This window comes from Streptococcus sp. 2100 (genome assembly GCF_013276335.1).
Classification (GTDB): Bacteria; Bacillota; Bacilli; order Lactobacillales; family Streptococcaceae; genus Streptococcus; species Streptococcus pseudopneumoniae.
Map to the genome: position 1 here is coordinate 61,803 of NZ_VMKV01000012.1, position 9,629 is coordinate 71,431.

Annotated in this window: 8 protein-coding genes; 7 read left to right on the top strand and 1 reads right to left on the bottom strand. The window is 40.8% G+C overall.

Features of this window, described 5'->3' with window-relative positions; genetic code table 11:
• The first annotated feature begins 78 nt into the window (after nt 1–78).
• On the top strand, nt 79–858 hold the full coding sequence (locus HT669_RS01995; RefSeq protein WP_001021165.1) for a hypothetical protein: 780 nt from the start codon (nt 79–81) through the stop codon (nt 856–858).
• Nucleotides 859–996: 138 nt separating this feature from the next.
• Complete coding sequence (locus tag HT669_RS02000; RefSeq protein ID WP_345889807.1) at nt 997–3,300, top strand: DNA translocase FtsK; 2,304 nt, start codon at nt 997–999, stop codon at nt 3,298–3,300.
• Between the two features lie 166 nt (nt 3,301–3,466).
• Here the strand turns inward: HT669_RS02000 and HT669_RS02005 are convergent, their stop codons facing one another.
• Nucleotides 3,467–3,898 (bottom strand): DUF6556 family protein, encoded by a 432-nt coding sequence (locus HT669_RS02005; protein ID WP_000073923.1) that lies wholly within the window; start codon nt 3,896–3,898, stop codon nt 3,467–3,469.
• Between the two features lie 140 nt (nt 3,899–4,038).
• On the opposite strand from HT669_RS02005, the gene HT669_RS02010 reads away from it, so the two are divergent.
• The 5 genes from HT669_RS02010 to HT669_RS02030 all read left to right on the top strand — a co-directional run bounded on the left by HT669_RS02010 (nt 4,039) and on the right by HT669_RS02030 (nt 9,305).
• Complete coding sequence (locus tag HT669_RS02010) at nt 4,039–5,181, top strand: cysteine desulfurase family protein (RefSeq protein WP_000638947.1); 1,143 nt, start codon at nt 4,039–4,041, stop codon at nt 5,179–5,181.
• Between the two features lie 8 nt (nt 5,182–5,189).
• Nucleotides 5,190–6,404, top strand: coding sequence for a tRNA uracil 4-sulfurtransferase ThiI (gene thiI, locus HT669_RS02015; RefSeq protein ID WP_001200054.1), 1,215 nt, complete (start codon nt 5,190–5,192; stop codon nt 6,402–6,404).
• Nucleotides 6,405–6,540: 136 nt separating this feature from the next.
• Nucleotides 6,541–7,365: an alpha/beta hydrolase gene (locus tag HT669_RS02020; RefSeq protein WP_001016822.1), complete on the top strand. Its 825-nt coding sequence runs from the start codon at nt 6,541–6,543 to the stop codon at nt 7,363–7,365.
• Nucleotides 7,366–7,385: 20 nt separating this feature from the next.
• Nucleotides 7,386–8,126, top strand: a complete 741-nt coding sequence (locus HT669_RS02025) for an esterase family protein (protein WP_000546809.1) — start codon at nt 7,386–7,388, stop codon at nt 8,124–8,126.
• A 12-nt stretch (nt 8,127–8,138) separates the two neighbouring features.
• Nucleotides 8,139–9,305: an ATP-grasp domain-containing protein gene (locus tag HT669_RS02030; RefSeq protein WP_001108623.1), complete on the top strand. Its 1,167-nt coding sequence runs from the start codon at nt 8,139–8,141 to the stop codon at nt 9,303–9,305.
• Nucleotides 9,306–9,629 lie beyond the last annotated feature (324 nt).

Genomic DNA, 9,629 nt, shown 5'->3' on the forward strand with positions numbered 1-9,629 from the left:
AATTTGACAAACAAGTTTTTGAATGATATTCTAAAATAAAACTCATAGAAATGAAAAAACATAATGAGAGTATTTTAAATGAATATAATTGAATTTATTCTGGATTTGGATTGGAAGAAGATAGTAGAATCAATTTTATCAGCTCTATTAGCTTCTGGAATAATCGGTGGTTTTGGTTACTTAGTGACGAAAAAAATTACAAGAGATTTTCGTATTGCAGAAGAAATGAAATCGTATGGATTTAAAGGTGTAGTGGCAAAGAAAAAGCATTCGACTAGAGAGATTAAAAAGTTATGTAAAAATACTAAAAGATTGGATTTACTTTTTATATCAGGTATTGATTTTTTTTCGGAAAATAGAACTGTATTAGAGAATGCTATGAATAATGGAATGAAAATTCGTTTTTTGTGTTCTCAGATCTATACCAATTTTTTATCAGATTTAGAGAAACTTGAGGATAAAGAAGGGTTGCGAAAGTCTGACACAAATATTAGTATCGAAATTGAAGATGTGACTAAAAAATATAGTAAATATGTAGAAAGTGGACAAATGGAAATTCGCTATTATTCAACACAATATCGTTTGCCGTTTATGTTGGTTTATAAAAAAAAGAAAAATATGAAGATGACAAAGGCTTTTTTAAGAGTTACTCTGCCTCCATATAATTGGGAGACCAATTTTGTGTTGATAGGTGAACGTAAAACTACTAAAAAAGATGACTTTTTTAAAACTAATAATGATGAAATAGATTTCATTTCTATGATGGAAAAACATTTCGATTGTGTTTGGGAAGTTGCGGATAGGGAAATAGATAGAAAACAAGAAATAAAAAATACAAATTTCGAAGTGAAATCTTAAAAATCTAAACTTTGAGACTTTGCTTATTTAAATATAATAACAATTACTTTGAATATAATCATGATAAAGAAGATTGGACCGTTTGGTGCAGTCTTTTTCTCTTTTCGAAATGCCTGTGAAATATGGTATAATAGAAAAATGGCAAACAAGAATACAAGTAAAACAAGACGGAGACCGTCTAAAGCAGAACTCGAGAGAAAAGAAGCGATCCAACGAATGTTGATTTCGTTGGGAATCGCGATTTTATTGATTTTCGCAGCCTTCAAATTAGGGGCTGCAGGTATAACCCTTTACAATTTAATTCGCTTGCTGGTGGGGAGCCTAGCTTATCTAGCAATATTTGGCCTCTTGTTCTATCTCTTCTTTTTCAAGTGGATACGAAAACAGGAAGGACTCTTATCTGGCTTTTTCATCATATTTGCAGGCTTGCTCCTGATTTTTGAGGCCTACTTGGTTTGGAAATATGGTTTGGATAAGTCCGTTCTAAAAGGAACCATGGCTCAGGTTGTGACGGATTTGACTGGTTTTCGAACGACCAGTTTTGCTGGTGGAGGCTTGATTGGTGTCGCTCTTTATATTCCAACCGCCTTTCTCTTTTCAAATATCGGCACTTACTTTATTGGTTCTATCTTGATTTTAGTGGGTGCCCTCCTAGTCAGTCCTTGGTCTGTTTATGATATTGCTGAATTTTTCAGTCGAGGATTTGCCAAATGGTGGGAAGGGCATGAGCGTCGAAAAGAGGAACGCTTTGTCAAACAAGAAGAAAAAGCTCGCCAAAAGGATGAGAAAGAGGCTAGATTAGAACAAGAAGAGACCGAAAAAGCCTTACTCGATTTGCCTCCTGTTGATATGGAAACGGGTGAAATTCTGACAGCAGATGTTGTACTTGACGTTCCACCTATACCTGAAGAAGACTGGGTGGAACCAGAAATCATCCTGCCTCAAGCCGAACTTGAATTCCCTGAGCAGGAAGATGGCTCTGATGACGAAGATGTTCAGGTCGATTTTTCAGCCAGGGAGGCTCTTGAATACAAACTTCCAAGCTTACAACTCTTTGCCCCAGATAAACCAAAGGACCAGTCTAAAGAGAAGAAAATCGTCCGAGAAAACATCAAAATCCTAGAAGAAACCTTTGCTAGCTTTGGTATCAAGGTAACGGTTGAACGGGCTGAAATTGGGCCATCAGTGACCAAGTATGAAGTCAAGCCTGCAGTGGGTGTAAGGGTCAACCGCATTTCCAATCTAGCAGATGACCTCGCTCTAGCCTTGGCGGCCAAGGATGTCCGAATCGAAGCACCTATCCCAGGGAAATCTTTAGTGGGAATTGAGGTACCTAACTCTGAGATTGCGACAGTTTCTTTCCGCGAACTATGGGAACAATCTCAAACGAAAGCAGAAAATCTCTTGGAAATTCCTCTAGGAAAGGCGGTTAATGGCACCGCAAGAGCTTTTGACCTTTCTAAAATGCCCCACTTGCTCGTCGCAGGTTCAACGGGTTCAGGGAAGTCAGTAGCAGTTAACGGCATTATTGCTAGCATTCTGATGAAAGCAAGACCCGACCAGGTCAAGTTTATGATGGTGGATCCCAAGATGGTTGAGTTGTTTGTTTACAATGATATTCCCCACCTCTTGATTCCAGTCGTGACCAATCCACGCAAGGCCAGCAAGGCCCTGCAAAAGGTTGTGGATGAGATGGAAAACCGCTATGAACTCTTTGCCAAGGTGGGAGTTCGTAATATTGCAGGCTTTAATGCCAAGGTAGAAGAGTTTAATGCTCAGTCTGAGTACAAGCAGATTCCACTACCACTTATTGTTGTGATTGTGGATGAGTTGGCTGACCTCATGATGGTAGCAAGCAAGGAAGTGGAAGATGCTATCATCCGTCTAGGACAGAAGGCGCGGGCTGCAGGTATCCACATGATTCTTGCAACCCAGCGTCCATCCGTTGATGTCATCTCTGGTCTGATCAAGGCTAATGTCCCATCTCGTGTAGCATTTGCGGTTTCATCAGGAACAGACTCCCGTACGATTTTGGATGAAAATGGAGCAGAAAAACTTCTTGGTCGAGGAGACATGCTCTTTAAACCGATTGATGAAAATCATCCAGTTCGTCTCCAAGGCTCCTTTATCTCGGATGACGATGTTGAGCGCATTGTGAACTTCATCAAGGCTCAGGCAGATGCGGACTACGATGATAGTTTTGAACCAGGTGAGGTTTCTGAAAACGACGGTGAATTTTCAGATGGTGAATCTGGTGGTGACCCGCTCTTTGAAGAAGCCAAGGCTTTGGTAATCGAAACTCAGAAAGCCAGTGCATCTATGATTCAGCGTCGTTTGTCAGTTGGATTTAACCGTGCGACCCGTCTCATGGAAGAGCTTGAGATGGCAGGTGTCATCGGTCCAGCTGAAGGTACCAAGCCAAGAAAAGTATTGGAACAATAAAAAAATAGCTTCTTTCCAAGTTTGGAGGGAGCTATTTTATTGGCTATTGATTACTTTTATACTCTTCGAAAATCTCTTCAAACCACGTCAGCTTCGCCTTACCGTATATATGNNAAACAGTGTTTTGAGCAGCTTACGGCTAGCTTCCTAGTTTGTTCTTTGATTTTCATTGAGTATTATTTTCTGAAGTTGGAGTATTGGACTGTTTTTCATTATCAGCGGCAGGTTTACTTGGAGTAGGAGCAGGAGTAGAAGAATCCTGAGTTGCTGTTTTCTGCTCTTCTTTTTTCTCTTCCTTGCCGCTAGATTTTGGCGTTTCCTCTTGTTGTTTTTTTTCTTGACTAGTATTATTTTCCTTATTGGGACTAGTATTTTCCTGAGGGGATTCCTTTTGAATTTCTTTGACAATGGTTGTCGTCGGTGTTGTCGTCGGTTCTTTTTTGGTATTTTTATTATTATCCAAGGCATTCATAATCGTGATAGTCGCAGTAATCAAGCCGAGGATACTAGCGATAGTAGTAATGGTTTTTTGAAAAACAGTAAAGCCTTTTTTGATATGTTCTGTTTTTGGTTTTGAAGTTCTACGATAGTTAGACATACATTCTCTCCTTTGATTAAAATTTATTATACCGCATTTCTTTAAAAAAAAATCTTAAAAAAAGAGGAATTGCCCTTTCTTGTCGCAGGCTCCGTTTCATGATACAATAGAAGGAGTGATTTTAGAAAGCGTGAGAAAACATGATTTACTTTGATAATTCGGCGACGACCAAGCCTTATCCTGAAGCCCTTGAAACCTATATGCAGGTGACTTCAAAAATTTTAGGAAATCCATCTAGTCTCCATCGTTTGGGAGACCAGGCAACACGAATCTTAGATGCTTCTCGCCAACAGATTGCAGATTTAATCGGTAAGAAAAGTGATGAAATCTTCTTTACATCTGGTGGGACAGAAGGAGATAACTGGGTCATCAAGGGAGTAGCATTTGAAAAAGCCCAGTTTGGCAAGCACATCATCGTATCAGCCATTGAACATCCGGCAGTTAAGGAATCGGCTCTCTGGCTGAAAAGTCAAGGATTTGAAGTGGATTTTGCTCCAGTTGATGAGAAAGGATTTGTGGACGTCGAGGCCCTAGCAGTTTTGATACGACCTGATACAATCCTCGTTTCCATCATGGCTGTGAACAATGAAATAGGCTCTATCCAACCTATTGAGGCTATTTCAAAACTATTGGCAGACAAGCCAACTATTACTTTCCACGTTGATGCGGTTCAGGCACTTGCTAAGATTACAACTGAAAAATATCTGACAGAACGAGTGGATTTCGCGACTTTCTCTGGTCACAAGTTCCACGGAGTTCGTGGTGTTGGTTTTGTCTATATCAAGTCTGGTAAGAAAATTACGCCACTGTTGACTGGTGGAGGTCAGGAGCGTGATTACCGTTCGACAACTGAAAATGTGGCAGGGATTGCAGCGACAGCCAAGGCTCTCCGTTTATCTATGGAAAAGCTAGATACCTTTAGGAGCAAGACTGGGCAGATGAAGGCAGTGATTCGTCAAGCCCTTCTGGACTATCCAGATATTTTTGTCTTTTCAGATGAGGAAGACTTTGCCCCTCATATCCTGACTTTTGGAATCAAGGGTGTTCGTGGTGAAGTCATCGTTCACGCTTTTGAAGACTATGATATTTTTATCTCAACGACCTCTGCTTGTTCGTCCAAGGCTGGGAAACCTGCAGGAACTCTGATTGCCATAGGAGTAGATAAAGATAAGGCCCAGTCAGCTGTGCGTCTTAGCCTAGACCTTGAAAATGATATGAGTCAGGTCGATCAGTTTTTGACCAAGCTAAAATTAATTTACAACCAAACTAGAAAAGTAAGATAGGAGCATTTATGCAGTATTCAGAAATTATGATTCGCTACGGTGAGCTGTCAACCAAAGGCAAAAACCGTATGCGTTTCATCAATAAACTTCGCAATAATATTTCAGACGTTTTGTCTATCTATCCCCAAGTTAAGGTAAGGGCAGATCGTGACCGTGCCCATGCTTACCTCAATGGAGCTGATTACACAGCAGTAGCAGAATCACTCAAGCAAGTCTTCGGGATTCAAAATTTTTCTCCAGTATATAAGGTTGAAAAATCTGTAGAAGTTTTGAAGTCTTCTGTCCAAGAGATTATGCAGGACATCTACAAGGAAGGCATGACCTTTAAAATCTCTAGCAAGCGTAGCGACCACAACTTTGAACTTGACAGTCGTGAACTCAATCAAACGCTTGGAGGAGCTGTTTTCGAAGCAATTCCAAACGTACAAGCTCAAATGAAAAGTCCTGATATCAATCTCCAAGTGGAGATTCGAGAAGAGGCAGCCTACCTTTCTTATGAAACCATTCGTGGGGCTGGTGGTTTGCCAGTTGGAACTTCAGGTAAAGGGATGCTTATGTTGTCGGGAGGGATTGATTCACCTGTAGCTGGTTATCTAGCGCTTAAGCGTGGGGTAGATATTGAGGCAGTTCACTTTGCCAGCCCACCTTACACCAGTCCTGGAGCCCTTAAAAAAGCCCAAGATTTGACTCGTAAATTGACTAAGTTTGGGGGCAATATCCAGTTTATCGAAGTTCCTTTTACAGAGATTCAAGAGGAAATCAAGGCTAAAGCGCCAGAAGCTTACTTGATGACTCTAACTCGTCGCTTTATGATGCGGATTACCGATCGTATTCGTGAGGTACGAAATGGTTTGGTTATCATCAATGGGGAAAGTCTAGGTCAAGTAGCCAGTCAAACCCTCGAAAGCATGCAGGCTATTAACGCTGTGACCAACACTCCCATCATTCGTCCTGTGGTTACCATGGACAAGTTGGAAATCATCGATATTGCACAAGAAATTGATACCTTTGACATTTCAATCCAGCCTTTTGAAGACTGTTGTACCATTTTTGCACCAGATCGTCCAAAAACAAATCCTAAGATTAAGAATGCAGAGCAGTATGAAGCACGTATGGATGTTGAAGATTTGGTTGAGCGAGCAGTTGCTGGAATCATGATTACTGAGATTACACCTCAAGCTGAAAAAGATGAAGTTGATGACTTGATTGACAATCTGCTCTAATCAGAAAATCCAAAAGAATTTAGAAAATTAAATGAAAAAGTTAGTTTTTAATTCCAAAAATGGAAGCAAAATTAACTTTTTTTCTATAATTGTGATATAATAAAATAAAATTTTGAATATAGAGAGTTTTCTGACAATGAATCATTCCTACTTTTATTTAAAAATGAAAGAACACAAACTCAAGGTTCCTTATACAGGCAAGGAGCGCCGTGTGCGTGTTCTTCTACCTAAAGATTATGAGAAAGATACAGACCGTTCCTATCCTGTTGTTTACTTTCATGACGGGCAAAATGTTTTTTATAGCAAAGAGTCTTTCATTGGACACTCATGGAAGATTATCCCAGCCATCAAACGAAATCCCGATATCAGTCGCATGATTGTAGTTGCTATTGACAATGATGGCATGGGGCGGATGAATGAGTATGCAGCTTGGAAGTTCCAAGAATCTCCTATCCCAGGGCAGCAGTTTGGCGGTAAGGGTGTGGAGTATGCCGAGTTTGTCATGGAGGTGGTCAAGCCTTTTATCGATGAAACTTATCGTACAAAAGCAGACTGCCAGCATACAGCCATGATTGGATCCTCACTAGGAGGGAATATTACCCAGTTTATCGGTTTGGAATACCAAGACCAAATTGGTTGCCTGGGCGTCTTTTCATCTGCAAACTGGCTCCACCAAGAAGCCTTTAACCGCTATATCGAGCGCCAGAAACTATCGCCTGACCAGCGCATCTTCATCTATGTGGGAACGGAAGAAGCAGATGATACAGACAAGACCCTGATGGCTGGTAATATCAAACAAGCCTATATCGACTCGTCGCTTCGCTATTACCATGATTTGATAGCAGGTGGGGTACACTTAGATAATCTGGTCTTAAAAGTTCAGTCTGGTGCCATCCATAGTGAAATCCCTTGGTCGGAGAATTTACCAGACTCTCTGAGATTTTTTGCAGAGAAATGGTAAGTTAGAAAAGGAGAAAGCCAATGCATATTGAAAACCTTAGCCACTGGAGTGGTCACCTTAACCGTGAAATGTACCTCAATCGTTATGGATATGCTGGAATTCCAGTTGTGGTCTTTGCTTCATCAGGTGGCAGTCACAATGAATACTATGATTTTGGCATGATTGACGCCTGTGCTTCCTTTATCGAGGAAGGCCGTGTCCAGTTCTTTACCCTATCCAGTGTGGACAGTGAGAGCTGGTTGGCTACTTGGAAAAATGGTCACGACCAAGCGGAAATGCACCGTGCCTACGAACGTTATGTGATTGAGGAGGCCATTCCTTTTATCAAGCATAAGACAGGTTGGTTTGATGGCATGATGACGACAGGTTGCTCTATGGGAGCCTATCATGCACTCAATTTCTTCCTCCAGCATCCAGATGTCTTTACCAAAGTGATTGCTCTCAGTGGTGTTTACGATGCACGTTTCTTTGTCGGCGATTACTACAACGATGATGCTATTTACCAAAACTCGCCAGTAGATTATATCTGGAACCAGAACGACGGCTGGTTTATTGACCGTTATCGTCAGGCAGAGATTGTGTTGTGTACGGGTCTTGGTGCCTGGGAACAAGATGGCTTGCCATCCTTTTACAAGCTCAAAGAAGCCTTTGACCAGAAACAAATTCCAGCCTGGTTTGCTGAATGGGGACACGATGTCGCCCACGACTGGGAATGGTGGCGCAAACAAATGCCTTATTTCCTCGGTCATCTCTATTTATAAAAGGAGTTACCTATGAATTACCTTGTTATTTCTCCCTATTATCCACAAAACTTTCAACAGTTTACCATTGAACTAGCTAATAAAGGCATCACTGTCTTGGGAATTGGCCAAGAACCATACGAGCAATTGGATGAGCCTTTACGCAATAGCCTGACCGAATATTTCCGTGTTGACAATCTTGAGAACATAGACGAAGTCAAACGAGCAGTTGCTTTTCTCTTTTATAAACATGGCCCGCTTGATCGCATCGAGTCTCATAATGAATACTGGCTTGAGCTGGACGCAGCACTCAGAGAGCAATTTAATGTTTTTGGTGCCAAACCAGAGGATATTAAAAAGACGAAATTTAAGTCTGAAATGAAGAAGCTTTTCAAAAAAGCAGGTGTCCCAGTGGTCCCTGGAGCAGTTATCAAGACGGAAGCAGATGTGGATCAAGCTGTGAAAGAAATTGGTCTTCCAATGATTGCCAAACCTGACAATGGAGTGGGAGCGGCCGCCACCTTTAAGCTTGAGACAGAAGACGATATCAATCACTTCAAGTCTGAGTGGGATCATTCAACTGTTTATTTCTTTGAGAAATTTGTCACCTCTAGCGAAATTTGTACCTTTGATGGTCTTGTGGACAAGGATGGTAAAATTGTCTTCTCAACAACCTTTGATTACGCCTATACACCGCTTGATCTCATGATTTACAAGATGGACAATTCTTATTACGTTCTCAAGGATATGGATCCTAAATTACGTAAATATGGTGAGGCAATTGTCAAGGAATTTGGCATGAAAGAACGGTTCTTCCATATTGAGTTCTTCCGTGAAGGGGATGATTACATCGCCATTGAGTACAATAACCGCCCTGCAGGTGGTTTCACTATTGATGTTTATAACTTTGCTCATTCCTTGGACCTCTACCGAGGCTATGCGGCGATTGTAGCAGGAGAAGAGTTCCCAGCGTCAGAATTTGAACCGCAGTATTGTTTGGCTACTTCTCGCCGTGCAAATGCTCACTATGTTTATTCTGAGGAGGACTTGCTTGCCAAATACAGTCAGCAGTTCAAGGTTAAAAAAATCATGCCAGCGGCCTTTGCGGAACTTCAAGGAGATTACCTGTATATGTTGACAACTCCTAGCCGACAAGAAATGGAGCAGATGATTAAGGACTTTGGTCAGCGTCAGGCTTAAGAGACTATCGGATTAAGGAAATTCACTCCCTTAATCCTTTTGTTTTGTCTGATAAAAAATAAGAGCATCCTAACAAGGTAGCTATCATAAAACTTGTTCGATAACTATTTGAAGCAGGATTAGGTGGTCAGAAATTGAATTTTAATATTTCAATTGAGTCATAGTATTATGTTTTTGTATCCTTAAATCAGCTAAAAGGATTCATGACGACACCTATATGATATAGTTTTCAAGATACCAAACAAGTCTATTAATACTCAATGAAAATCAAAGAGCAAACTAGGAAGCTAGCCGCAGGTTGCTCAAAATACTGTTTTGAGGTTG

What these genes read in the sequence shown, in the direction of transcription:
- HT669_RS02010 (WP_000638947.1), top strand. Translation starts at nt 4,039, where the DNA reads ATGATTTACTTTGATAATTCGGCGACGACCAAGCCTTATCCTGAAGCC.
- HT669_RS02020 (WP_001016822.1), top strand. Translation starts at nt 6,541, where the DNA reads ATGAATCATTCCTACTTTTATTTAAAAATGAAAGAACACAAACTCAAG.
- HT669_RS02030 (WP_001108623.1), top strand. Translation starts at nt 8,139, where the DNA reads ATGAATTACCTTGTTATTTCTCCCTATTATCCACAAAACTTTCAACAG.
- HT669_RS01995 (WP_001021165.1), top strand. Translation starts at nt 79, where the DNA reads ATGAATATAATTGAATTTATTCTGGATTTGGATTGGAAGAAGATAGTA.
- HT669_RS02000 (WP_345889807.1), top strand. Translation starts at nt 997, where the DNA reads ATGGCAAACAAGAATACAAGTAAAACAAGACGGAGACCGTCTAAAGCA.
- HT669_RS02025 (WP_000546809.1), top strand. Translation starts at nt 7,386, where the DNA reads ATGCATATTGAAAACCTTAGCCACTGGAGTGGTCACCTTAACCGTGAA.
- thiI (WP_001200054.1), top strand. Translation starts at nt 5,190, where the DNA reads ATGCAGTATTCAGAAATTATGATTCGCTACGGTGAGCTGTCAACCAAA.
- HT669_RS02005 (WP_000073923.1), bottom strand. Translation starts at nt 3,898, where the DNA reads ATGTCTAACTATCGTAGAACTTCAAAACCAAAAACAGAACATATCAAA.